19 protein-coding genes and 2 pseudogenes are annotated in these 22,381 nt (G+C 70.9%); 14 read left to right on the forward strand and 7 right to left on the reverse strand.

The features are described from left to right. Positions 1–97: 97 nt before the first annotated feature. Positions 98–961, forward strand: a pseudogene (locus tag ACN26Y_RS28360) (IS256 family transposase); the annotation flags it as partial. 441 nt (positions 962–1,402) lie between these two features. On the opposite strand, the gene ACN26Y_RS28365 reads toward ACN26Y_RS28360, so the two are convergent. The 5 genes and pseudogenes from ACN26Y_RS28365 to ACN26Y_RS28385 all read right to left on the reverse strand — a co-directional run bounded on the left by ACN26Y_RS28365 (position 1,403) and on the right by ACN26Y_RS28385 (position 6,077). Continuing rightward, positions 1,403–2,539 carry a tyrosine-type recombinase/integrase gene (locus ACN26Y_RS28365; RefSeq protein WP_422733841.1) on the reverse strand — a complete coding sequence of 379 codons (1,137 nt, stop codon included), beginning with the start codon at positions 2,537–2,539 and terminating at the stop codon, positions 1,403–1,405. Positions 2,540–2,541: 2 nt separating this feature from the next. After that, positions 2,542–3,153, reverse strand: a complete 612-nt coding sequence (locus ACN26Y_RS28370) for a helix-turn-helix domain-containing protein (RefSeq protein WP_422733842.1) — start codon at positions 3,151–3,153, stop codon at positions 2,542–2,544. A gap of 498 nt (positions 3,154–3,651) precedes the next feature. After that, positions 3,652–4,193 (reverse strand): annotated as a pseudogene (locus ACN26Y_RS28375) (DNA cytosine methyltransferase). After that, on the reverse strand, positions 4,190–5,215 hold the full coding sequence (locus ACN26Y_RS28380) for a TRM11 family SAM-dependent methyltransferase (RefSeq protein ID WP_422733843.1): 1,026 nt from the start codon (positions 5,213–5,215) through the stop codon (positions 4,190–4,192). The pseudogene ACN26Y_RS28375 and the gene ACN26Y_RS28380 overlap by 4 nt, the downstream one beginning before the upstream one ends. Next, positions 5,199–6,077 (reverse strand): hypothetical protein, encoded by an 879-nt coding sequence (locus ACN26Y_RS28385; protein ID WP_422733844.1) that lies wholly within the window; start codon positions 6,075–6,077, stop codon positions 5,199–5,201. The genes ACN26Y_RS28380 and ACN26Y_RS28385 overlap by 17 nt, the downstream gene beginning before the upstream one ends. A gap of 476 nt (positions 6,078–6,553) precedes the next feature. Between ACN26Y_RS28385 and ACN26Y_RS28390 the strand changes: the two genes are divergently transcribed. From ACN26Y_RS28390 to ACN26Y_RS28445, 12 genes are all read left to right on the forward strand, one after another. Next, positions 6,554–7,420: a hypothetical protein gene (locus ACN26Y_RS28390; protein WP_422733845.1), complete on the forward strand. Its 867-nt coding sequence runs from the start codon at positions 6,554–6,556 to the stop codon at positions 7,418–7,420. 50 nt (positions 7,421–7,470) lie between these two features. Continuing rightward, complete coding sequence (locus ACN26Y_RS28395; protein ID WP_422733846.1) at positions 7,471–7,962, forward strand: DUF1877 family protein; 492 nt, start codon at positions 7,471–7,473, stop codon at positions 7,960–7,962. A 637-nt stretch (positions 7,963–8,599) separates the two neighbouring features. Further along, on the forward strand, positions 8,600–8,977 hold the full coding sequence (locus tag ACN26Y_RS28400; protein ID WP_422733847.1) for a pilin: 378 nt from the start codon (positions 8,600–8,602) through the stop codon (positions 8,975–8,977). A 2-nt stretch (positions 8,978–8,979) separates the two neighbouring features. After that, positions 8,980–9,900 (forward strand): hypothetical protein, encoded by a 921-nt coding sequence (locus ACN26Y_RS28405; RefSeq protein ID WP_422733848.1) that lies wholly within the window; start codon positions 8,980–8,982, stop codon positions 9,898–9,900. Then, positions 9,897–10,850, forward strand: a complete 954-nt coding sequence (locus tag ACN26Y_RS28410; protein WP_422733849.1) for a PrgI family protein — start codon at positions 9,897–9,899, stop codon at positions 10,848–10,850. Before ACN26Y_RS28405 ends, ACN26Y_RS28410 begins: the two co-directional genes overlap by 4 nt. Next, complete coding sequence (locus ACN26Y_RS28415) at positions 10,847–12,637, forward strand: VirB4 family type IV secretion system protein (protein ID WP_422733850.1); 1,791 nt, start codon at positions 10,847–10,849, stop codon at positions 12,635–12,637. Before ACN26Y_RS28410 ends, ACN26Y_RS28415 begins: the two co-directional genes overlap by 4 nt. Positions 12,638–12,642: 5 nt before the next feature. Further along, entirely contained in the window at positions 12,643–15,111 is a 2,469-nt protein-coding gene (locus ACN26Y_RS28420) for a helicase HerA domain-containing protein (protein WP_422734979.1), read from the forward strand. A 612-nt stretch (positions 15,112–15,723) separates the two neighbouring features. Next, positions 15,724–15,927: a DUF397 domain-containing protein gene (locus tag ACN26Y_RS28425; protein ID WP_422733851.1), complete on the forward strand. Its 204-nt coding sequence runs from the start codon at positions 15,724–15,726 to the stop codon at positions 15,925–15,927. Beyond that, on the forward strand, positions 15,924–16,208 hold the full coding sequence (locus tag ACN26Y_RS28430) for a hypothetical protein (RefSeq protein WP_422733852.1): 285 nt from the start codon (positions 15,924–15,926) through the stop codon (positions 16,206–16,208). The genes ACN26Y_RS28425 and ACN26Y_RS28430 overlap by 4 nt, the downstream gene beginning before the upstream one ends. A gap of 117 nt (positions 16,209–16,325) precedes the next feature. After that, a complete protein-coding gene (locus ACN26Y_RS28435) occupies positions 16,326–17,444 on the forward strand; it encodes a hypothetical protein (RefSeq protein ID WP_422733854.1) in 1,119 nt (372 codons plus the stop codon). Between the two features lie 25 nt (positions 17,445–17,469). Next, positions 17,470–17,868: a hypothetical protein gene (locus ACN26Y_RS28440; RefSeq protein WP_422733855.1), complete on the forward strand. Its 399-nt coding sequence runs from the start codon at positions 17,470–17,472 to the stop codon at positions 17,866–17,868. Continuing rightward, positions 17,865–18,326, forward strand: a complete 462-nt coding sequence (locus ACN26Y_RS28445; protein ID WP_422733856.1) for a hypothetical protein — start codon at positions 17,865–17,867, stop codon at positions 18,324–18,326. The genes ACN26Y_RS28440 and ACN26Y_RS28445 overlap by 4 nt, the downstream gene beginning before the upstream one ends. Before the next feature lie 242 nt (positions 18,327–18,568). Here the strand turns inward: ACN26Y_RS28445 and ACN26Y_RS28450 are convergent, their stop codons facing one another. Both ACN26Y_RS28450 and ACN26Y_RS28455 read right to left on the reverse strand, forming a co-directional pair. Next, a complete protein-coding gene (locus ACN26Y_RS28450; RefSeq protein ID WP_422734980.1) occupies positions 18,569–19,117 on the reverse strand; it encodes a nucleotidyltransferase family protein in 549 nt (182 codons plus the stop codon). A gap of 306 nt (positions 19,118–19,423) precedes the next feature. Next, positions 19,424–20,815, reverse strand: coding sequence for an NF041680 family putative transposase (locus ACN26Y_RS28455; protein ID WP_155333921.1), 1,392 nt, complete (start codon positions 20,813–20,815; stop codon positions 19,424–19,426). A 634-nt stretch (positions 20,816–21,449) separates the two neighbouring features. On the opposite strand from ACN26Y_RS28455, the gene ACN26Y_RS28460 reads away from it, so the two are divergent. Continuing rightward, a complete protein-coding gene (locus ACN26Y_RS28460) occupies positions 21,450–22,367 on the forward strand; it encodes a replication-relaxation family protein (RefSeq protein WP_422733857.1) in 918 nt (305 codons plus the stop codon). Positions 22,368–22,381: the final 14 nt, after the last annotated feature.

Genomic DNA, 22,381 nt, shown 5'->3' on the forward strand with positions numbered 1-22,381 from the left:
GCGGCTGCCGTATTCCTCCCCTACGTGGGGAGTGTGGATTTAACGGTGTTTCCGGCCTGACCTGCCGGGCGTTGTGCCTGGTGAGGAGGGTGCCGTGATGACCGCGACACTGAACGACCAGACCGGACGCAGGAAGCGGCCCGAGCCGTCGGCGGAGGCGAAGGCCGCCGCCGAGTTGGTCCGGGCAGCCAAGGAACAAGGGCTGTCCCTGACCGGCCCGGACGGGCTGCTCAGGCAGCTGACGAAGACGGTCCTGGAGACCGCGTTGAACGAGGAGATGACCGAACACCTCGGCTACGAAAAGCACGACCAGACCGGTGCCGGGTCGGGCAATATCCGCAACGGCACCCGTCCGAAGACGGTGCTGACCGACACGTCGGGTCCGGTGCAGATCGACGTGCCGCGGGACCGGGCCGGCACCTTTGAGCCGCAGATCGTGCGTAAGCGGCAGCGGCGCCTGTCCGGGGTCGACGAGGTCGTGTTGTCGCTGTATGCCAAAGGCCTCACGACCGGGGAGATCTCGTCGCACTTCGCCGAGATCTACGGGGCTTCGGTGTCGAAGGAGACGATCTCCCGGATCACCGACAATGTGATCGAGGAGATGACCGACTGGTCCCACCGACCTCTCGACGCCATCTACGCCGCCGTGTTCATCGACGCCATCGTGGTCAAGGTCAGGGACGGGCAGGTCGCCAACCGACCGTTCTACGCCGCGATCGGAGTCACCCTCGACGGGGACAAGGACATCCTCGGGCTATGGGCCGGCACGGGTGGTGAGGGCGCGAAGTTCTGGATGAGCGTCCTGACCGACCTGCGTAACCGCGGCGTCAAGGACGTGTTCTTCCTCGTCTGCGACGGGTTGAAAGGCCTGCCCGAGGTGGTCACCAACGTGTGGCCCCAGACGGTGGTGCAGACCTGCGTGATCCACCTGATCCGCAACAGAGGTTGTCGGGCCACCAGAATGGGTCGAGGCTCTTGCCGTGGCCGTGGGGGCAGGTGCCGGATCCGGTGCTGGAGACGTTCCAGTGGTGGTGGCAGTACGGTGCGTCGCAGGGGCCGCAGAATCCGGCGTCGTCGTAGAAGCCGGCTGTTCTCACCCGGGCGTATCGGTATGGCTCGGTGAAGGCGGCGGCGATCCGCATGGCTTCCGTCAGGTCGACGGGGCGGCCGTGGCCGTTGCCGGCCTCGATACCGGAGAACAGCAGCCACCACCGCTGGTCGCCGTGGCGCTGACGGGCGGCGTCGAAGGCATCGCGTTGCTGCGGTGACCACTGCTGCCAGTCGGCGGGTTTCGCGCCGGGCGCGACGAGCTCCACGTGCGATGCGGGTCGCCCACACACCGCGCAGCGCGGGTCGGCTACGAACGCCTGCAGCATGTCCTCATCATCCCTCACGGCAGGTGTCAGGCGGCGGGGCGCAGGCGCCGGACGGTGCCGTCGGGGCGGTCGGGCTGGGTGGTTTCCCAGCGGCGTTGCAGGGCGTCGACGAGGTTGGTGATCATCGGATCGGTGACGTGGCTGTAGATGCCTCGGACGCCGGCGAGGCGGTGGCCGAGGCGGCGGGCTTGGGCGATCTCGGGGATGCCGTCTTCGATGAGCCAGGTTTTGTGGGTGTGGCGCAGGTCGTGGAAGTGCATCCCGGGCAGCACGGGTGGAATCGCTCGTTCCGGGTCACCAGCGACGGCGGGTGACCAGGCGCGGCGGCTGAAGTTGGAGCGGCGTTGGTGGTAGCCGCGGGCGCCGGGGAAGACGGTGCCGTGGGGGTGGCCGGCGAGGTGGGTGGCGAGGAGGTTGGTCAGGAAGCGGGGTAGCCGGATGTGGCGGACGGAGTCGTTGGTCTTGGGTGGGCCGAGGAACAGTTTCCCGTCGACTTCGTGCAGCGCGCCGACCTCGGGGTGGACGTAGATGCTGCCGACGGTGAGGTCGACGTTGTCGCGGTGCAGGCCGGCGAGCTCGCCCCATCGCATGCCGGTGTAGGCGGCGGTGAGGATCATCAGCCCGTCGCTTGAGCGGGGTTGGCGGGCGGCGATGGTGGCGACCTGCCCGGCGGTGGCGTGGGGGCGTTCCGGGCGGATGCCTTTGGGGATGCGGATTCCTCGGCAGGGGTTGAAGGGGATACGGCGGTCTTCGACGGCTTCTTGCAGGATCATCGACAGCACCATGATCACGTCGGCGACGGAGCGGGGTGCCAGGCGTTTGCCGAGGGTGACGGCGAGGGCTTTGACGTGTTGGCGGCGGATGTCGACCAGGGGTAGCGGGCCGAGGGCGGGCAGGATGTGCAGCCGCAGGTGGCTGCGGTAGGCCGACCAGGTGGCCGGTGCCGCTTGGTGGGTGGCGGCCCAGATCGGTACCCAGTCGGTGAGGGGGATGCGTCCGCCGCGGGGGTCGATGAAGGTGTCGCGGGCGACCTCCACGTCGATTTCCTTGGCGCGGATGACGGCGTCTGCGCGGATGTCGTGGATGGAGTCGGTGGTGACGGTGCCGTCGGGCATGCGTAGGCGCACGCGGTAGCGGGTGCCGCGTTTTTCCACCCAGGCCATGGCTATGTCTCCGTTCGGTTGTCGGGTGCGGCGGTGATTGACGCTCGACTTTCGGGGTGGGGCAAGTCGCCGGAGGGCGGGCGCCGGTGGCGTCGGGTGGTGCGCCGGCCGGTGGGCGGTTGTGCGGCGGCGGCGATGATGGCGGCGAGGTCGGCGTCGGAGAAGCGCAGGTGTTTTCCGAGGAAGGTGCAGGGGATCTGCCGGCGGCCGGCGCGGCGGCGCAGCCAGGACTCCGAGACGCGCAGTCGCGCGGCGGCCTCGGCGGGGGTGTAGAGGTGCGGGTCCTGGTCTTCGTGGTGGGTTGGCGTCGGGGCGGTCGGCGGCGGTCGACGTCGGCCTCGGGGCGGGTTGGCAGGCATAGGTGGGCTCCCGGGTGTTGTCGGTTCCCGCGCTTTGGGCGCGGGCGTGGTGGCTCGTCGCGGGCGGCGGGTGACGGCCGCCCGCGACGAGCCGCCGTGGGGCGGTGCGGTTAGTGGTGGTGGCGGAGCAGGAGGCGCAGGGCGGTCGCCGCTTGGGCGGGCACGACGCCGTTGCCGAGGACCCGCAGCGCGGCGGTGCGGGGCAGGCCGAGCGCCGGCTCGGTGACCCAGTACTCGGGTAGGCCCATGAGCCATTCCACGAACGGCGGCGCGAGCACCGGTTTGCCGTGCTGGCCGGGTTGGGTGGCCGCGGGGACGGGCCGGCCGGTCAGCAGTTCCCAGCGGGCGACGGCGGCGGCGTAGATGCCCCACCGGGTCTCGTCGACGCGGCCGAGGCGGGTGGTCAGGTCGGTGATGGTGGTGCGCAGGTCGGTGCCGCCGTCGCCGTGGCGGCCGGGGCCGCGGGCGTCGGATGCCCGAGGTGTGGGCAGGCGACGTTGCGGCAGCCGGACGGCGGCCGACGGCAGGGTGAGGTCTCCGTGGGAGCCGCGCTGTCCTGGGCAGCCTTTCTGCCCGTCGCTGGCCCGCGGTGTCGGCAGGAGGACATGGGACAGCGGCGGCCGGAAACCGTTGCCGGGTCGGCGACCTGGGGTGCCGGTGTCGGTGGCGCGGGGTGTCGGCAGAAGGTGGTGGCGGGTGCCGGCGGGTTCGATGAGGTCTGGCAGGCCGTGCTGGTGGCCGGGGCCCTTGCCGTCACGGGCGCAGGGCGTGGGCAGTGTTGGCACCGGCTCCCCTGTGGGTGGCGAGCAGGAACAGTCGGTCGCGCCGGTGCGGGGCGCCGATGTCGGATGCGCGGAGGCATAGCCAGCTCGTGTCGTACCCGAGCGCGGCCAGGTCGGCGTGGACGACGTCGAGTCCGCGGCGGCGGAGGGCGGCCACGTTCTCCACGAACACGAGTGGGGGTCGAAGAATGCGAAGGGCTTGGGTGATGTGGCGCCAGAGGCTGGAGTGGGTCCGGTGATGCCGGCGCGTGTGCCGGCGTTGGAGATGTCCTGGCAGGGGAAGCCGGCGGTGAGCACCTCGACTGGTTCGACTGTGGTCCAGTCGACGGTGCGGATGTCCCCGAGGTTGGGCACGCCGGGCCAGCGGTGGGCGAGCACGGTGCGGGCGTGTCGGTCGTTCTCGGCGTACCAGGCGAGATCGCCGCCGAGCACCAGCTCGACGGCCAGGTCGAGGCCGCCGTATCCGGTGCACAGCGACCCGGTCCGGGGGCCGGCCAGGGCGGCGGCATTCACACCCCCTCCCCCGCGTCGCGGCCAGCCCGCCGACGGACGTTGGCGTCGCGCTTCCGGCCCTCGACGGAACCCGCGGGATGGCCGGGCGTGTCCGGGGCGCGGAAGATCAGCACGTCCTCGTGCGTGATCAGGTGCAGCGGTGTGCCGCCGGTGCGGGCCTTGCGCACGGCTTGGAGTTGGAAGAACGACGGCCGGGCGATCAGGCGCCCGTGGCGGACTGCGGCGAGGAGGGCGACGCACCGCTCGGTCGGGACGAGGCCGGCGCGTGTGCCGGCGGCGATGACCGCTGACGGTAGGTCGACCAACTGGCCGTTCTTGCGCCACGGCCGGGCGGTGACCACGACGGTGCCGCCGGGGCGTAGCAGGGTCGCGCAGCCGCGCAGGATGTGCGCGAAGCCGTCGGTGAGTCCGGTGAGGTCGCGGTAGGCGAGGTTGCCGCGGTCGGCGCCGTAGGTGTTGTCGAACTTGGCGACGCCGTCGGCTCCGGGGCGGACCAGGCCGTGCACCGTCGGCCCGTATGGGGGTGAGGTGACGACGAGGGTGACCTGCCCGGTGAGGGCGGCGGGTAGCAGCGACTGCAGTCGGGTGGCGTCGCCGCGCACGACAGAGGCGCGTCCGGTGGCGCCGTGATGGTGGGCGTGGGTGATGTTGGCGTCGGCGATGTTCGACCAGCGTGGTTCGTACTCCACGCCGATGGCGTCGCGGCCGGCGTGGATCGCCTCGACGAGGGTGGTGCCGATGCCGCACATCGGATCGAGGACGAGGTCGCCCGGTTGGGTGTAGGCGTCCACGGCGTGCGCGGCGATCGCCGGGAGCATGCGGGCGGGGTGTTTGACCGACTCGGGCAGGTAGCGGCCGCGGCGCTGCACCGGTCCGGTTCGCTGGGCGGTCGCCCACACCGACAGGCGCTCCGGCGCCTCCGGTACGGGAGGGTGTTCGTCGGCGTCGCGGTGGCGGCTGCGGGTCGCCGATCCGGCCGGCTGGTCCCGTGGGTCGGCGTGGTGGTCAGCCACGGCGCTCACCCCCGTCGGGGCGGCGTCGTGACCGTGCGGCGGGTGGCGGGCTGAACACGAGCAGGTCGGCGTGGATCCGGTGGTGCGTGAGCGTCCACCGCTGCCCGGCGGTCTGCTCGGTGAGGGCGAGGAGTTCCTCGTCGGTGACGTGGTAGACGAAGGTGTCGGCGTCGGTGTCGGCGGTGACCGCGACGATGTGCTGTAGGTAGCCCAGTCCGGCGTTGGCCGCGGCGGCGGCCAGGGGGCTGAAGTCCTGCGGCCTGGGGGTCGTCCCGGTGGGGACGGCGACGACGAGCACGAGGCAGCCGCCGGGGCGTAGCAGCCGGGTGCAGGCGGTCAGCAGGCCGGCCAGCCGCACCCGGTTGGTGGCCTCCTGCTCGTCGAGGGGCCACGAGGCGACGACGAGCCGGGCGTCCGGTGGCGTGTCGTGGTGTTCGGGGTGCGGCGGGTCGGTGAGGTCGTCGCCGAACCACGCGGCCACGTCGGGCACGTCGCCGTCACCATCAGTGGCCTGACTGTCCAGGGGGTCGGTGGGCGGGCGGGTGGCGGGGCCGATGATGAGGCTCGGGGGGTCGGTGAACCAGCCGGGGTGGTGCCACCGCCGGCCGGCGGCGCAGGCGGCGGCGAGGACGTGGCCCTCGGTGCAGTCGACAACGATGTCGTCCGGGCGGCTGTAGGCGGCGATGAGGCGGTAGGCCAGGCGGGCGCCGATCGCCTGGCCGGTGTCGGTGTCGGTGCGGGCGGTGCGCCACACGGTGATCGGCACCGGCGGCTCGCCCGGGACGAGGTCGGTCAGTGTCGGGTCGACCTCGGACGGTGCCGGGTCGACGGGGCGGGCAGGGTCGTGGTGGTGCGGAGGGTGCTCGCTCATGTGGTGTCGGCTCCGCGCCGCGCCGTGATGCGCTGACACCCTCAAACCGGACTCTGTGAGCTCTGGCGAACACCTCCGGATCTGACAGACCTCTGACAGATCCGGCGGCTCGGTCGCCCGTGCTGTCAGGCGCCGTCATGTCAGGGCAGCGGTGGTGACATGCCGCCTGTCGCCGCCGTCTCGGTCATCCGGCCCCGGTCGCTGACATGGGTGCGTCGCGTCTTCGCCAGTGCGGAGACGGTGTCGGGTGTTGGTGATGTCGCTGTCACATCTCGATGCCCTCCGGCGGTGGCGCGCCGTGGGAGCGGCCTGGTCTGACACTCGGTGCTGTCAGAGTCCATGCCGTCACGGGCGCTGAGGACCGGACTGCTCCGCCAGAGGTCTGTGAGATGGGCGTGGCGCAATCGGTGACGCCACGTCGGGCGTGACACGTACCGATGCGGCATCGACATTCTCGACTGAAATGGAGCGCGGACATGGCCGTGTCCGACACCTGTTGGCCCGATTCGCCGCTGGATGCCGTCGAGGTTGCCTTCGCGGCACTGACATGCGATCCCGACCCGATGACACTCGACCTGGACGAACTCGGCGGTGACTGCGGTCTGTCCGGGGGTGTCATGGCGCTGCCGGCGCTGCGGGGGTGGCTGCTGGCGCACCCGCGCGCCTACGCCGGGCGTGACAGGGTGTGGCGGGAGTTGGTCCTGCGGGCGCGGCTGGATGGTCCGGCGTGGGTTGTCGTCGCGGCCGGGATGGCGTTGCCGGCGCTGCGCCGCTGCGCCGGACAGTTACGGGTCGGTTGGTCCGGTGAGGCCTACGACGTCGACGCGGAGATCCTCACCGGCTTCCTGGCGGCGTTGCGTGACCGGGTGGACCTGTCGAAGCCGGCGCCGTACGCGTCGCTGTGTATGGCGGCGTGGCGGGCCGGATACGAGCTGCGCCGGCGTGCCGGCGACAGCGTGCCCGTCGAGGATGTCGAGCACGTCATCGGGCCCCGGACCCCCACTGTTCCCTACGGGCACCCCGACCTGCTGGTGCGGAGGGCGGTCAGCTTGGGGCTGCTGGACGCCTGCGACGAGCAGCCCTACATCGACCTGCGGCTGGGGCGGCGGGCGATCGAGCCGATCGCGGCCGCCATGGGTGTCAGTGTCGACGCCCTGCGGATGCGGGTCCGACGCATCGACGAGCGCCTCGCTCGCGCGCTGGCCAGCGGGTTGCTCACCGGCGTCGCGTCCCCGCGGGCCGCCGCCGATTTGGCCGCCAGCGCCAAGCACCGGGACAGGACCCGCCTCGGCCGCGCCGGCACCTGCTGCGGGAACGCGACGTCGACGGGTGCGGCCGCCTGATCCAAAATGCCATGCCGTACCCGGGGGATCCGGCCTGAGACACTCCTCCGATGGCCGTAACGCAGCAACTGGCACGACTGTCTGCAGACCGGCTTGCCGCGTGCCGCAGGTCGGTTGAGGAGTTGGACAAGCTCCGCTCGTTTGAGCTGCTCCCGTCGTCCGACCACTTGGACCTCGACTGGTCCCCCGGCCCCATACTGCGAGCCTGCGAACTCGGCCAGGTCGCCTCTGCAGGCCTTACCGCTCTGCGACGTGCGTTCGCCGGCGATGCGGAAATCAATCCGGCTTACCGGGTGGAGCACTCGGTCAGGGCGCTCGAACCTGACGCCGTCGCTGACGTCGCGAGGGTGCTGCGCACGGTGGACCCGGAGGCGGCACTGGCCGCCGTCCCGCTGGATGCCGCGGCCGCATTGGCGGCCCTCGGTATGCCCGCGTTCGACGGACATCCGCTGGCATACCTGCGACACCACCTCGCTGCGGTCCGCGACTTCTACCTGCACGCCGCCCGGCACCGGCTCGCGGTTGCTCTCTGGTGGGACTAACGATCACAAGATTGTCTAGCCGGACGTGTCACCCCCTCCCGAGGCAGATGGGTCGCGCACGTCCTGAGACCCGCCACTTCGCTGCGCCGTGATGGCCTCAACCGGCCACTGTGACTCCCCTGATCGCGTGCCCGGTGGCTGCGGACATGTGGTCCGTTCCGGGGGCTTCTGGGCGCCCACAGCCTGAACGGTCCCGCCTGCCAGGGCACATGGACGGATGCGGCAGGGGTCGTCTGTGGGCCGGATTGCAGGGCCTGTGGGCCACCTGTCAGATCCGGCGGTGGTCGGGCCGGTGGCCTGTCAGGTCGGTGTGAGACGGCCGGGGTGTTCGCTAGCGCTCACAGGGACCGGTTTGAGGGTGCGGAAGTCTCCTGAGGCGGCCACGAGCCGCCCTTGATGGGTGATCTTCCGCCCGCCGCCGGGCTCGAGCGGTGCGAGCCGGGAGCCTCGGGTGCCGCGCCACATCGATGCGCTGACACCTCATCGAACCGCCGACCCGAACGGGAGGATGCGCTCCTCCCGAGGACTTTCCCGCGACTCGGCACCCATGGTGTGCCCGGCGGCGGCCCCCCTTTGTCCGACCGCCCGTTCGGCGCCCTGATCCTCATCGAGGTCGGGGCGGGAGGTGAACAGTCTCATGTTCCGCAACCACATGGCACCCGTGCGTGCCCTCATCCGCTCCCGCCGCGCCGGCCGCGCCGCCACAGTCACCGTGACGGTGGCCCTGGTCCTGTCCGCGCCGGCCGCCGCGCACGCCGATTCCGGCGTGCCGGTGCTGGCGGCGAACTCGCTGCCGGTCGTCATCAACAATCTGCAGACCTGGCTGATGGGCATCCTCGCCGCCCTGGCCACCCTGTTCCTCGTCCTGGCCGGTGTCTACTGGGCGACCGCCGGGGGTGACCCGACTCAGGTCGAGCGGGCCAAGGCTGCGCTGCGCAACGCTCTGGTCGGCTACGGCCTGGCGGTTCTCGCCCCGGTGCTGTTGCAGGTCGTGCGGGGAATCGTCGGGGGCTGATCATGGATTGGCTGCTGGACCAGATTCTGGACTGGCTGGCGGCGGCGATCCTCGAGTGCCTGGAGGCGCTGTTCGGGGTGATTAGCCGCGCGCTGTTGGTCACTCCGAACGTCACCGGCCTGCCGCAGGTGCAGGCGCTGACCGGCCGTTCGGTGCTCGTCGTGGATACCGTCTTCGTCCTGGCGTTCGTCGCCGCCGGGGTGCTCACCATGACCGCCGGCGGCAGCGAGGCCTCCCGCTACACCGTCAAGGACCTCCTCCCCCGGCTGATCGTCGGGTTCGTCGCCGCGCACTTCTCGCAGCTGTGGTGCGGCACGCTCATCGACCTGGCCAACGCGCTGACCGCCGCGCTCACCACACCCGAAGGGGACAGCGACGGCGCTCTCAGCGCGATCAGGACCCAGGTCACCGGCGGGCAGGACAAGACCTCGCTGCTGCTGTTCGTCGTCTGCGTGGCGATCATCGCCGTCCTGCTCGCTGCCACGGCGTTCAGCGTGATCGTCCGCTTCGCGGTCGTTCTCGTCCTGACCGCCGCCGCCCCGCTTGCCCTGGCGTGTCACGCGCTGCCGCAGACCGACCCGGTCGCCCGCTTGTGGTGGCGCTCCTACCTCGGGGTGCTGGCGGTGCCGGTGGTGCAGGGCTTCACCCTCTACGCCGGGCAGTGGATGCTCACCGACCCGCAGCACCTGCTGCCGGTGCTCGGCCTGCCGGTCGAACCCGGCGGGCTGATCAACCTGTTCGTCGTCATGGTCATGCTCTGGACGACGCTGCGGGTGCCGTCCCTGATGCGCCGCTACGTCACGACCGGCACCGGCGGTCGCGGAGGGACCATGCTCGGCGCGGCCGTGCGGGTCATCCTGGTGCAGCAAGTCACCCGGTCGGTTCCCGGCCTTGGCCGCGGGCTGCGGGCGGTGGCCCGATGACCGCCCATACCGATCAGAGCGAGGCGGGGCGAGTGCGGATGCCCGCCGACGTCGATGCCCCGGACAAGGTCGCCTACGGGCTGACGTTCCGGCAGTTGGCCATTCTCGCCGTCGCCGCCCTCGCCTTCTACGGCGCCTGGCGGGCGGCGCGCGGTGTCGTTCCGGTGCCGGTGCTCGCCGGCGCCGCCGTCGTGGCCGGCGGTCTCGTGTTCGGCGTCGCCGTGGGCCGACGCGACGGACTGCCCCTGGACGTGTGGCTGCTCGCCGCGGTCCGGCACAGCACGTCCCCGAAGGTGCTGTCGACGACCGACACCACGGCAAGGACGCCGACCTGGGTGCAGGCTCCGACGGCGACGATGCCGCTGCCGGCGCCGTTGGCGCTGCCCGCCGACGCCATCGACGACGGCGGGGAGATCCGCTTGGGCGGGACGCGGGCGGCGATGGTCGCCGCGACGACCGTCAACCTCGCGCTGCGCACCGCGGACGAGCAGGCCGCCTTGGTCGACACGTTCGGCCGGTGGCTGAACTCCCTGTCGACGCCGACGCAGATCGTGGTGTCGGCGCAGCCGGTGGACCTGCACTCCGCCGCCCGCACCCTCGCCCGCACCGCGGAGCGGTTGCCGCACCCCGCCCTGGCGGACGCCGCCGGCGACCACGCCCGGTTCCTCGACGACCTCGCCCAGCGTCGGGACCCGTTGCGCCGGCAGGTCCTCATCGTCACCCGCACCAATCCAGGCGAGCGCGAGCACGCCGCCCGGCGGCGTGCCGACGACAGCGTCCGCGCCTTGTCCGGTCTCGGCGTCACCGCCCGCGCCCTGGACGCGGCGGCCGTCACCGCCGCGCTCGCCGCCGCTGCCGACCCCTACCGGCCGCCCCGCCTCGGGGGGCTCGCCGCCCCCGACACCGTCATCACCGCAACCCGATCGCCCCGAAGGAGCCGACCGACATGAAGCTGCGCCACCGTGGCGGGCCTGCCGACCACGACCGCCGGCGCCAACGGGTGGCGGCCACCGTCGCCCCGGCCTCCGTGGAGGTCACCCCCCGGTTCCTGCGCGTGGGCGACGGCTACGCCGCCACCCTCGTGGTGACCGGCTACCCGGCCGAGGTCGGCCCGGCCTGGCTCGAACCGTTGCTGTCCTGGCCCGGTCGCCTCGACCTCGCCCTGCACATCGACCCGCTACCCGCGCCGGTCGCCGCTGCCCGGCTGCGCAACCAGCGGGCCCGCTTCGAATCGTCGCGCCGGGCCGACGCTGAGCGCGGCAAGCTGCCCGACCCGCAGGTGGACGCGGCGGCCGACGACGCTGCGGACCTCGCCGCCCGGCTCGCCCGCGGCGCGGCGAAGCTGTTCCGCGTCGGCCTCTACCTGACCGTGCACGCCCGCACCGAAACCGAGCTCCTCGAAGCGTGCGCGCAGGTGAGAGCCGCCGCCGCCTCGACGCTGCTGCAGGTGCAGCCCGCCACCTGGCGGCACCTCGCCGGGTGGACCACCACGCTGCCCCTCGCGTCGAACTCGCTGCGGATGCTCCGCACCATGGACACCGCCGCCCTCGCCGCGGCGTTTCCCCTCGCCTCCGCTGATCTGCCCGCGCCGCTGCCCGGCGACCCGCCCACCGAGGGCGGGGTGCTCTACGGGGTGAACCCGGACTCGCAGGGCATCGTGTGGTGGGACCGGTGGGCGCAGGAGAACCACAACTCCGTCGTGCTCGCGCGTTCCGGCGCGGGCAAGTCGTACTTCGTGAAGGTGGAGATCCTGCGCACCCTCTACCAAGGCGTGCAGGTGGCGGTCGTCGACCCGGAAGACGAGTACGGGCGGCTGGCCGACGCGGTTGGCGGGGCGGTGGTCCGCCTCGGCGCCTCCGGGGTGAAGGTCAACCCGTTCGACCTGCCGACCGGGGACTCCCGCCCCGACGTGCTCACCCGCCGCGGACTGTTCCTGCACACCCTCATCGCCGTGCTTCTGGGCCAGCAGCCGCCGCCGGCGCAGCGGGCCGCCCTGGACCGGGCGATCCTGGCCACCTACCGGGCCGCGGGCATCACCCCGGATCCGGCCACCCACCACCGGCCCGCCCCGCTCCTACGTGACCTCGCCGATTGCCTGCACGCCGACACCGACCCGGCCGCGGCAGAGCTGGCCGCCCGCCTCGCCCCGTGGGTTGAGGGCTCCTTTTCGGACCTGTTCGACAGGCCTACCACCACCCGCTCCGACAGCCACCTGGTGGTGTGGTCGCTGCGGCACCTGCCCGACGAGCTGCGCACCGTCGGCACTCTGCTCGCCTTGGACGCGATCTGGCGGCAGGTCGACACCCCCGGCCGGGCGGTGGCGCGGCGGCTCGTCGTGGTCGACGAGGCGTGGCTGCTGATGCGCGACGGCGAGGGCGCCCGGTTCCTCGCCCGGATGGCCAAGGCCGCCCGTAAACGCCATGCCGGCCTGACCGTCGTCACCCAGGACGTCGCCGACGTCCTCGGCACCGACCTCGGTCACGCGGTGGTCGCCAACGCCGCCACCCAGGTGCTGCTCAAGCAGGCCCCCCAGGCCATCGACACGGTCGGCGACGCGTTCGGCCTCACCGCCGGCGAACGCCGCCTGCTCCTCGCGGCCCGGGTCGGCACCGGGCTGCTGATCTGCGGCACCAACCGGACCAGCTTCGAGGCCGTCGCCTCCCCCGCCGAGCACCAGCTGTGCACCACGACGCCGTCCGAGCTAGCTGACCTCGATAACGGAGAGGACGAGCTGTGACGTCCCTGTCGATCCCGCTGTTCGCATCACCGGCGCCCAGTCCGCCCGATGTCATAACTCCGCCCAGCGCGCCAGCGCGGTGGGTCCTGCAGGCCGCCGACTGGGCCGCCGAACGGCCGTGGCTGCTCGCCGTCGCCGCCGCGCTGCTGGTGGCCTGGGTCGCCGGGCGGAACCTGCTCGACGGGTGGCGGCACCGCCGCCACGCCGACGGCGCCCGGCTCGTCACCATCGCGCCGCCGCCTGAGGTCGACGCGCACAGCGCTGCGGCGCTGTGGGCCAACCTGCACGGCACGCTCACCCCGTCCCGCCGCCGCCGGCTGCTGTTCGGCAGCCCGCACGTCGGGTGGCAGTACACCTGGACCGGCCGGCAGCTGCTCATTGGCATCTGGGTGCCCGGCACCGTGCCGCCAGGTGCGGTCGAGGCCGCCGTTCGAGCCGCCTGGCCCGGCGCCGCCTGCACCACCACCGAAGCCCACCCGCCGATCCCGCGCGACGTCGCGGCCGCGGTCGGCGGACAGCTGCTGCCGGCAGCGGCGCAGTGGCTACCGATCCGCACGGACCATGACGCCGACCCGCTGCGGGCGCTGATGTCCGCCGGCTCCGGGCTGCGCGCCGACGAGTACGCGTGCGTGCAGGTTCTCGCCCGCCCCGCCACGGCACGGCACGCCGCCTCCGCCCGTCGGGCGGCCGGCCGGCTACGTGGGGGCACGACCGCCGTGCCGACGCTCAACCCCGCCGCGCCGCTGCGGTGGCTGATCGACGTGTTCCTACCCGGCCCGTCGACGACCAGCCGCAGCAGCGGTCAGATCGCCGGTCGGCGGGATCCGGGGGTGGAGCGCGACGTGCGGGCGATTCTCGACAAGACCGCGCACCCGCTGTGGACGATCGGGATCCGCTACGCGATCGCCAAGAACACCCGCCGCCACCACAGCGACCCGTATCCCCGGCTGCGTGGGCTCGCGGACGCGGTCGCCTCCTCGTTCGCCGTTTACGCCGGCCGTAACCGCCTCGCCCACCGGGCCCGGATGGCCGCCCCGGCGGCCGTGGTCGCCGCACGGCGGCTCGGGCCAGGATTCCTCGCCTCCACCCCCGAACTGGCCATGTTGGCCGCGCTGCCGCGCGACCTGGCCGTGCCCGGCCTCGACCGGGCACGGGCCAAGTCCATGCCGGCGCCCGTCGCGGTTCCGTCAGGCGGGCGCGGTGTGAAGGTCCTCGGCGACGCCACCGTCGGCGGGCACGCGGTGGCCCTCACGGTGCCCGACGCCCGCTATCACCTGCACGTGGTCGGATCCACCGGCTCCGGCAAGACGACCCTGCTGGTCAACATGGCCGTCGACGACATCACCGCCGGTCGGGGCACCGTGGTCATCGACCCGCACGGCGACATGGTCCTCGACATCCTCGACCGGCTACCCGCCACCGTCGCCGACCGCCTCGTCATCTTCGACCCGGACCAGCCGAACCCGCCGACCATCAACCCCCTCGCCGGCGACGACCCCGACCTCGTCGTGGACAACCTCGTATCGATCTTCGGCAACATCTTCGCCAAAGCGTGGGGGCCCCGCATGGACGACGTCATGCGCGTCGCCTGCCTCACCTTGTTGCGGCACGCCAACGTCACCCTGCAGCACATCCCACCCCTGCTCAACAGCGCGCAGTTCCGCTCGGCGATGACCGTCGGCCTCGACGACCCGGCGGGCCTGTCCGGGTTCTGGCAGTGGTACGACGAGCTCAACCCCGCCCTACGCTCGCAGGTCATCGGGCCCGTCCTCGCCCGGCTGCGGGCGTTCCTACTGCGGGACTTCGTCAAGCGCACCATGCGCCACCCTCAGTCGAGCTTCGACATGCGCAAGGTCCTCGACGGTGGGGCTCTCCTGGTGCGTATTCCGAAAGGGCAGTTGGGTGAGGACACCAGCAAGCTGCTCGGCTCCCTGATCCTGGCGCAGGTGTGGCAGGGCGCCACCGCCCGCGCCGCCCTCGCCCCGGACAGACGCCGTGACGCCACGCTGATCATCGATGAGGCGCAGAACTTCCTGACCCTCGCCAATTCGCTGGACACGATGCTCGCCGAAGCCCGCAAGTACCGGCTGTCCATGGTCCTCGCGCACCAGGACCTCGCCCAGTTCCCCAAGGACCTGCTCGCCGCCGCCTCCGCGAACGCCCGCAACAAGATCTACTTCAGTGTGGCGCCGGAGGACGCCCGTGTCCTTGCTCGGCACACGCTGCCCGAGCTCGACGAGCACGACCTCGCCCACCTCGACGCCTACACCGCCGCCGCCCGCCTCGTGGTGCACGGCCGACAGACACCGGCATTCACTCTGCGCACCCGCCCACCCAAACCCATCGTCGGGGAGGCGACCGCGATCCGACAGGCCGCGGCCCGAACCGTGCCCTCTCAGGACACCAGCGCCATCGACTCACTCGTCGAGACATTCTCGTCCCGACCCAACGACCGGCGTCGCGGGCCTGGCTAACCACCAGCGATGTCTTGATACGAAGGATCTCCTGGGACAGCGAAGCCTGTGGGTTCCTGGCACACTCCACCACAAGATCATCCGCAATTGCCGAGCTAGGCGCTGTGCTTGCAGGTATCGCCGACAACCAGCTGCCACTCCACGCGGGGGAGGTACCCAACTCGCCAGCGGGCGCGCTGACGGCGAGCTGGCCGCCGCCCTCGCCAGCAAAGTCTGTCGACCACCGCGGCACCGAGGAGTGGCTCGTCCAGATCTGGCCCGCCGTGCCGGATGCCACCGGAGCTGTTTCAGTGTTCAGCCCTGCTTAGGCAGCCGCCGCCTGCCCGGCGGTGGCAGTCTGGGCATGCTGCCGGCGACGCAGGCCGGCCTTCCTACCCGACGCCCGTCCCTGGGATCCGCCGGTGGCCACACCGCGCCTGGCAGCCGAGCAGGTGCAGCGCGAGGCACGCATCGCAGGCAGCGGACTGGACACCCTACGCCTGCTCGTGCCGTGACCCAAGACGCCCTGCCTCGGCGACGGCAGCTGGGAGGACCTGTTCGCGCCTGGAGTGGCTGGCTCTCGTGAGGCACAATCGGTGGACGTGATCTAGAGCGTCGTCGCGGAGATTCGACATGACTGACCTGACCGGCGCCGTCTGGCGCAGGAGCACTCGCGGCAGCGGTAACGGTGGCAACTGGGTCGAAGTCGCGATCGATCTTCCCAACATGGTGGCCGGCCGCGACTCCGCGGACACCGCGCGTGTGGCGTTCATCTCGACCCCGTCGGGGTGGGTTGGCTTTTTCACGGCGGCAAGGTGCGGGGGTCTCGTCCGGTGAGGTTCAGCTTCGACGTCGGTGTCCACGAGCGGCACCAGGTGACGTTTTCTTTCGACAAGTTCTGGGGCGGATTGTCGATCCTGGTCGACGGTGAACCGGTGCATCGGGAGCTGCGGGTCATGTCGGTGGACTTGGTCAAGCGGTATCAGTTCACCGTGGGCGTCGACGAGCGGCACAACGTGCTCATCGAGAAGGAGCGCAAGCTGCTCTTCGCCGGCTTCCGGCCGCAGCGGTGCCGGGCGTACGTCGATGGGCATCTCGTCGCCGAGCAAACGGTCTGACCGGGTCCCTTCGATCGTCGGGCCGCAGCTGCCCCCACGAGCGGCGTCCACTGTAGGAGGATGTGCGGTGCGATGACCGGCCGGACGGCGCCGGTCGGCGTAAACGGGGGCAGTGCCATGAGTTTCGACGTCGATGTGGCCGCGCTGCGCGGCCTACCGGCGGTGTTTGACCGGCTCGGCGACGACGCGCGGGCCGGATTGACCTACCTCGACACGAACACCGCGCTGGAGTACGGACCAGGGTTCATCAACAAGCTCACCGGCAAGCACGAGCAGGCCATGTTGGCTGTCCGTGACTTTGTCGAGGACATCGCCAAGTACACCGCCGCGGACACCGGGTCGTCGCTGCGCCAGGCCCTTGACTACTACGAGCGCACGGACGAGGCGGCGGCGGAGCAGTTGGACCGCACCTTTCGGGGAGGCGGTCACCTCGACCGCTCGCAGTACGCGAGCCTCTATCGGGCGGCCGGTCCCTCAGCGGTGTTCGCGGATCCGGTCGAGCCGCAGGTCAGTCTGCGGGCGGTGCCGGATTACAACAAGGATGATGCGTTCCAGTTCGAGCCGCAGTTGTGGGACATGGCCAGTCCCACGTCGCTGACCCGGGATGCGATCTGGGGCGCCACCTGGCTTGGCGCGAAACTGGGTATCTGTGACCGCGCCTACGACCCGTACGAGTCTTTGATCAAGCCGCTTGCGGGTGACTGGACCGGGGTGCGCGGGTGCGCCGACGTGTTCGACAGCCTCGCGGCGGCTCTGGGCGGCATGGCCGACAACCTGCGCTGGGCCGCCCTCGGTGCCGACCAGTACTGGCAGGGCAAGGCGGGCACCGCGTTCCAGGCCCACGTCGTGGGCTCCGCGCGCAAACTCGACGTCGCGGCCGGGCCGCTGATCGCGCTGGCGGCCGAGTACCGCAAGACGGCCGAGGCGATGTTCGAGATGGGTAAGGTGCTCGGCTCCCTGCTGTCCGACCTGGTCGACGCGGCCATGATCTTCGTCGCGGCCGCCAGCACGGCTGCGGCCACCTCGGAGACCGTCATCGGCGGCGTGGTTTTCGGCGCAGCGGCGCTCTATGAGGGCTACAAGATGTGGGACATCCTGAAGGAGGCGCTGGACCTGGTGGGCCGAGCTGATTCACTCACCAGTGCCTTCACCTCGGCCGTCGGCGACTTCGGGATGGCTGCGGGGCCAGGTGAGCTGCCCGTGCTCGCCCCGGCGCCGGTAGGGCTGCCCGAGTGACCGGGCGTCGGGAAGGATGTTCAATGTGAACCAGGTTCCGCCCGCCCGTCCGGAGGACATCCTCGCCGCAGTGGACCGCACCCCGTACGGGGAGGTCCTGCGTGACCAGTCCCGCCGGCGGCAGCTGGTCTACGAGGCGATGATGTCCGGCCCCGACCCGATCGGCCGCGAAATCGCCCAGCAGCTGCGGTCGGGCAGCGTCACCCCACGGGATCTGCTCGCCGTGGCCGACTACCGGGAGTTCTTCAGCCGCGCCCGGGCCGACGCCGAACGGCTCGACCTCGACGCCCTCGCCGCGTCCGCCTCGGCCCTCGACCACGACGAGCTGCCGACAGGTGACCTCGACCGGGACACCGTCACGGGCGTCGGTTACCGGCCACGAGCGGAGGATGAGGGTGAGCGGCAGGAGGATTGGTGGCGGTGAGGACGCTGTCGAAGCAAGCGGACAGGTGGCTCGGCCGGGTGCTGGTGTCGCTCGGGTGCGTGATCGCCGCGCTGTGTCTCGGTCTCATGGGCTACGCCCGGTCCGGCGCCGTCGACGCCGGACACACCTGGAATGGAGACGCCCCCGCTTACCTGACCAGCGCCGTACGCGGTGGCGAGCACCAGTGCACCATCACCCCGGACGACGGCGAGGCCCGGACGTTGAACGTGCCGTCCTGGCCGAACCGCGGACCGCACGTCAACGGTCGGCAGGTGGATCCGTGGTTCGCGGGCAACGCGCAGGTGTCTTGCACCGATCCGGTGTATCTGACGCAGGGATGGATGGTGCGGCTCTATCCGCTGGTAGAGCAGTGGCTGGTGCTCCTGGCAGGGCTCGTGCTGGCGCTGGTCGGGTTGAACCGGCTCGGCCTGTTCCGGCACACCTCCCGCTACCCGTGACGCCGATCAGTCCGTGTGCCACGGCACGCGCCAGCTTCGCGCACCGCCGACCGGGTCTCAGCCGGCCAGGTCTTGCCTACACGGCAATGATCGAGCCACCGTGGGGTAATGCTGATCATGGCGTAACCATCGCGAAGGTTCGCGGTTCTCGATCAACCAAAGCGTTCGGCCGCTGCGGCACTATCATTCCACCGAGAAGAGGACGTCCTGTCGGGGTGATCTTCCTTCGCGTGGCGTGAGCGCTAGATCTCCAGCCGCAGTCCGGCCCATCGGTCGGGCCATCCCTTGACCTTGACGCGGCGCTGTACCTTCGCGCGGCCCGCTGCGTTGTTGAAGGCTGGAGAGGGGCGGACAACCAATCCCACAAGGTCAGCCAGCCCATGGCAGGCCACCAGGCGAACAGAGTCACCCCGCAGAGTAACCGCGACGCACGTTGCCGTTTCGGGCCAGCGCGATATCGCGTCCAGGGCTGACGTGTAGGGCTCATCGCCATTGCGCAGATGCATCCGTGCTTGATTACGAATCTCCCACGGCGCCCCAGGCAGGGCCACTATGGCTTGGGCTTCGGCGCGTGCGTCCTCGCGTGGGTCCAGCTTTTCCGGGTCGAAGTAGGCGACATCCACGTCGCGTTCCGGTGAGACCGGGAGGTTGCTGATCGCGTCCCAGACGCGGTTGCGTACGAAGCCGGCACCGATCCACCAGTCCGGTAATCCAAGGTCGGCCGTAGCCCGGAGGACTCTCATTGCTCCCGGGTCTGACTCGATGACGCCCACAACGTCCTGCGCGCTCATGACCACCCGAGGGACCCTAGACCAGCGGGCGGACGCACCGCTTGCGAGACGGAGGCTGAGGGCAGAGCGTGTCTGTCACCGACGTGCTCCGGACTGTCGCCCTGCACCGGCGCATCGACGCGCAGTGGCTATGCCGGCCCTGCGTGCAGAACGCCCAGAGCGGCCCCGTGTGGTCGAACGCCGGCCTGGCCGGCGTCGTGGGCAGAAAGATCGGCACCACAGTGGCCCAGCCTCTCCCGAGTCGAACTGGCCACCGCGGAGTGAATCGACTGGTACAACAACCAGCGCCTGCACTCAGCTTGATCTTTAACCTGTGCGCTGTTTACGTGCGGTGATGCTCAGGTCACGCTTGACGGTTTTACCGACGTCGTGGCGGGGTGCTGGTCTACGGTTTCGTGATCCGTACGGGCGTCCAGGACCTGGTCTGCTGGGTTTCGGCGCACTTGCGGGCAGGGTGGTCTTCGGGCGCAAGTTCCGAAACCCCCGACGGACCCGGGCGGGAGTGAGCCGGTCAGGTGCCGTTGGCCGCTCCCACGGTCGACGCAGGTCCGCGACGAGGGGTCGCGCGAGGCGTAGCTGAGTGTAGGCGGCGATGATCAGCCAGGTCCACCGGTCAGCGGCTTCGGTGGTGCGGATCTTCGGCCGAGTCCATCCCAGGGTCTGTTTGAACAGTCGAAACGTGTGCTCGAGGTCGAATCTGCGGAGGAAGGCCTGCCACCAGTGGTCGACATCGGCGGTGGTGGCGTTGGTGGCGGAGCACCACAGCCACACCGGTTTGGGGTCACGCTCGCCGGGCAGGTGCTCGACCTGTAGCCGGATCAGGGTGCCGGTGATGATCGGCAGGTCACCGTCGTGGTCGATCCAGCAGGTGCGGCGGGTCAGCCTGGGGTGCAGCTGGTCCCAGCTGTCGGCTTGCGCGGTGCCGTAGCGGCTGGTCGGGGTGAGGGTGGTGTGTTGCGGCGCGGGCCAGGTGGCCGGGTCGTTGCAGGCGAACTCGGCGCCGTGTTTGCGGGGACGGCCGATGGCACCCGGCTGCCTGCTCGGCTTGGGAAACCGGAGGACCCGGTCCGAGCGGATCCGGCCGACCAGGAGCACGGGCAGGTCGGACAGCACCCAGGCCAGCCGGGCGGTGTCGTAGCCGGTGTCACAGACGATCAGGATGTCGGGGTCGCCGGGGCGCCAGTGCCCGGCACGGATCAGCCGGTCGATCAGCTGCCGGAGCTGGTCGGCGGTGACCGCGGTGGCGTCGTCGGCCGGGCCCAGCCGCACCGCGTCGAGTACCTGTGTCCACGACGTGCGGCCTGGTTCCAAGGCGGCGACGAACGAGTACGGCCAGCCGGGGATCATCTGGGCGGAGCCTTTGCCGCGGCCGTAGGTGTGGCAGAACAACCGATCCGGGCTGGTGGCCGCGTCCGGGCGCAGCCAGTTGCTGACGTCAACGGCGAGCATGATCCGCCCGTCCGTGGCGCGGGGCAGCGCCAACCCTGCGAGGGTCACCCGCAGCCGGGCGACATCGATCCCGCCGGCGCCCAAAGCGTCGTACAGGGCGCCGTGACCACGGCGGTGCTCGGCGGCCAACGACAGGTCGACCAGGCTGGTCACCGGCCCTCCCGAGCACAGCAGCGCGTCGGTGAGCTCGAACAACGCGTCCGCCCGACGTGGCAGACACCGGTAGAAGTCCCGACGAAACCCGGCCAACCTCGCTGCTGGATCCTCGGCCGACCCGACCGCCGACGTGTCGGGCGTGGGCGTGTCGGGCAACACGAGGCCACCCAGGTAGTCCAGAATCGTGGCCACGGCCACCACCTGTTCTGTTCTTCGTGTCCTTGCAGGGAACGTGAAGGATCATCAGGTGGTGGCCGGTTTACGTCTCCATGACACGCCGAGTCCACACAGGATCAGCGCCCCACACGGGCGCCGAGGTTAAAGAACAAGCTCAGCCAACGGGCACATTCCGCCGACCGAACACGAATCAACGTTCCTACGGCTCAACCCCAGCCCCGTGAGGCGGTTGGAGTCAACAGCTGAGTTCTCCACCGAACCCGAGGCGATGCAGCCTCAAACCTCAGGCACGTCCGGTCTACCGGTTGGCATGTTGATTTGCGCGTCGACAACATGTCTGCACCGGCTCGTCCACGGCCTTCCGTCGCCCCTTCCCTAGAGGCTTCACTAGCCCTTCACCACTGATCACCCTGGCGCGCTGACAGATCCGCCGTCCGGGTCTGTCAGTGCTGCACATCGCCGCTGATCGCGGTCGGTCATCGTCGCGCCGATTTCAGAAACCCCTCCTGGTGGGAGGGGTTCCTCACTTACTCGTCATGGGAGCTTCGCTATGCCCACCGCTCGACACCCCTCACCCTCGCCTGCTCGCCGTTCGTCGTCGGCTCGGCTCGATCGACTCGACCGCCTGCGTCGTCTGACCGGTCGCGACCACGACCTGCTGTCCTGGTTGGCCGAGCACTACGTGCTGTCAGCCGATCAGATCGCTGGTGCCCTGTTCCCGTCCCGCCGATCCGCCCGGCTGCGACTGGCCGTCCTGCACCGGTTGGAGGCGGTCAGCCGGTTCGTCGACGTCACGACCGGCAGCGGCCAGTACCTCTACACCCTCGGCCCTCTCGGCATGGTCGTGCATCCGACCGCTTTCAACGACCCGAACCGGCCCGACATCCGCGCACCCCGCTCCAGCGTCGAGCGCACCGAACGCATCATCGGCAGCCGCAAACTCGCGCACCTGCTCGGCACGAACCAACTGTTCATCGACCTGATCGCCTACGCCCGCGGCGACGACAACGCGAAGCTGGCGCGGTGGTGGTCCGAGCAGCACGCGACCGCCGTGTTCGCCCGCTCCGGCATCCGCCCTGACGGGCACGGCGTCTGGGCAGCGGGCGGTCGGCAGGTCGGGTTCTTTCTGGAACACGACAACGGCACCGAACCCCTGGGTACGGTGCTGCGTAAGCTCCGCGGCTACGAGGCCCTCGCCGCCTACGGGCCCAGGTATCCGGTGCTGCTACGCGTGCCCGGCCGCCGCCGCGAGCGCCACCTGCTCTCTGCTCTGGCCGGTGTGCCCACTGCCATGCCGGTGGCTACCGGGGTTCACGGCGAGCATCCCGCCGGGCCCGCCTGGACCATTACCTCCGACCCTGACTTGCGGCGGTGGTTGCACGAGCTGCCCTCGGACCATGGCCCGGACAATCCGGCGACCAACCCGCACCGCTTTCCCGACGACGGCCCTACCAACCTCGGCCCGTAGCACGTCGCTTCGCG

The organism is Micromonospora sp. WMMD558, from assembly GCF_049315255.1.
In the GTDB taxonomy this organism is placed as follows: Bacteria; Actinomycetota; Actinomycetes; order Mycobacteriales; family Micromonosporaceae; genus Micromonospora.

Bases quoted from the DNA above. Each gene is read 5' to 3' on its own strand.
- ACN26Y_RS28365 (WP_422733841.1), bottom strand. From the start codon at position 2,539: ATGGCCTGGGTGGAAAAACGCGGCACCCGCTACCGCGTGCGCCTACGC.
- ACN26Y_RS28370 (WP_422733842.1), bottom strand. From the start codon at position 3,153: ATGGCTCATGGGCCTACCCGAGTACTGGGTCACCGAGCCGGCGCTCGG.
- ACN26Y_RS28385 (WP_422733844.1), bottom strand. From the start codon at position 6,077: ATGAGCGAGCACCCTCCGCACCACCACGACCCTGCCCGCCCCGTCGAC.
- ACN26Y_RS28390 (WP_422733845.1), top strand. From the start codon at position 6,554: ATGGCCGTGTCCGACACCTGTTGGCCCGATTCGCCGCTGGATGCCGTC.
- ACN26Y_RS28395 (WP_422733846.1), top strand. From the start codon at position 7,471: ATGGCCGTAACGCAGCAACTGGCACGACTGTCTGCAGACCGGCTTGCC.
- ACN26Y_RS28400 (WP_422733847.1), top strand. From the start codon at position 8,600: ATGTTCCGCAACCACATGGCACCCGTGCGTGCCCTCATCCGCTCCCGC.
- ACN26Y_RS28405 (WP_422733848.1), top strand. From the start codon at position 8,980: ATGGATTGGCTGCTGGACCAGATTCTGGACTGGCTGGCGGCGGCGATC.
- ACN26Y_RS28410 (WP_422733849.1), top strand. From the start codon at position 9,897: ATGACCGCCCATACCGATCAGAGCGAGGCGGGGCGAGTGCGGATGCCC.
- ACN26Y_RS28415 (WP_422733850.1), top strand. From the start codon at position 10,847: ATGAAGCTGCGCCACCGTGGCGGGCCTGCCGACCACGACCGCCGGCGC.
- ACN26Y_RS28425 (WP_422733851.1), top strand. From the start codon at position 15,724: ATGACTGACCTGACCGGCGCCGTCTGGCGCAGGAGCACTCGCGGCAGC.
- ACN26Y_RS28435 (WP_422733854.1), top strand. From the start codon at position 16,326: ATGAGTTTCGACGTCGATGTGGCCGCGCTGCGCGGCCTACCGGCGGTG.
- ACN26Y_RS28450 (WP_422734980.1), bottom strand. From the start codon at position 19,117: ATGAGCGCGCAGGACGTTGTGGGCGTCATCGAGTCAGACCCGGGAGCA.
- ACN26Y_RS28460 (WP_422733857.1), top strand. From the start codon at position 21,450: ATGCCCACCGCTCGACACCCCTCACCCTCGCCTGCTCGCCGTTCGTCG.